The organism is Mesorhizobium sp. M0047 (assembly GCF_040323315.1).
GTDB lineage: Bacteria > Pseudomonadota > Alphaproteobacteria > Rhizobiales > Rhizobiaceae > Mesorhizobium.
In genome coordinates this window covers 1-726 of the sequence record NZ_JAMYUW010000115.1, presented here as the reverse complement: position 1 = coordinate 726, position 726 = coordinate 1, and the positions used below count along the sequence as shown (strand labels likewise).

1 protein-coding gene is annotated in these 726 nt (G+C 58.4%); it reads right to left on the bottom strand.

Annotation, left to right across the window (positions count from 1 at the left end; translation table 11 throughout):
- Positions 1–217, bottom strand: a 217-nt coding sequence (locus tag NKJ89_RS35625; protein WP_352609081.1) for a DUF2934 domain-containing protein, incomplete at its 3' end; no start/stop codon positions are given.
- Positions 218–726 lie beyond the last annotated feature (509 nt).

Here is a 726-nt window from a genome sequence, read left to right as displayed (position 1 = left end):
CTTCGCCACGCTTCGGCTTCTTGGCTCTTCTCGACAACACCGTCGCTCCGACAGAGCTTGGTTCGGTGACCGCCTGGCCGACCTGCAATTGCTCCTCGCGATCAATCTCTTGCGCGGCTGTGTGCCAATGTCTGTCCTGGTCGCCCTGCAGCCGGCCTTCGCGTTCCCAGATTTCATAGGCTCGTTGCTGAATTTTTTGGTGCCGATCGTCGCCCATCGTGATTCCTCCGTGCGGGTTTTCCCCTAAACGCGGGGTGCTTCGGAACGATCCGGCACGGAATAGAGATTTTGGTGTGGCGGCGAATTAGGAACTGATCCGACATCGCCGTTGAGGGACAAACGACGCTTCGCCGCCACCATCTTCAACCCTCGCGCGGGCGGTAGGTTCCGTGGCTGCGGAATGAGCCTGCCTTGCTGGTCAAGGGCTTTTTTGGCGCGGGCCATTCAATAAAAAAGCCCGCTGCCGGGAGGAGGTGGCAGCGGGCTCGATCTCGAAGACGGTGCGGGAGGAGGTGCACCGCTTTCGGGTTGTCGGGTCTCATCTGGGAGGAGTAGACGGCCGACTGTTTAAGGTTAGTGGCAAATCAAAAATTGTGCAATGCACAAAAGGTTTATCGCACTGCAAAGTGTGCGAGACTCAATCTGCGTAAGGCGGATAGGTTCCGAGCGCGACACGTCGGACGATGGGAATGGAAACGCGCGTCGAAAGCGGGGAGAAAAAGCGGG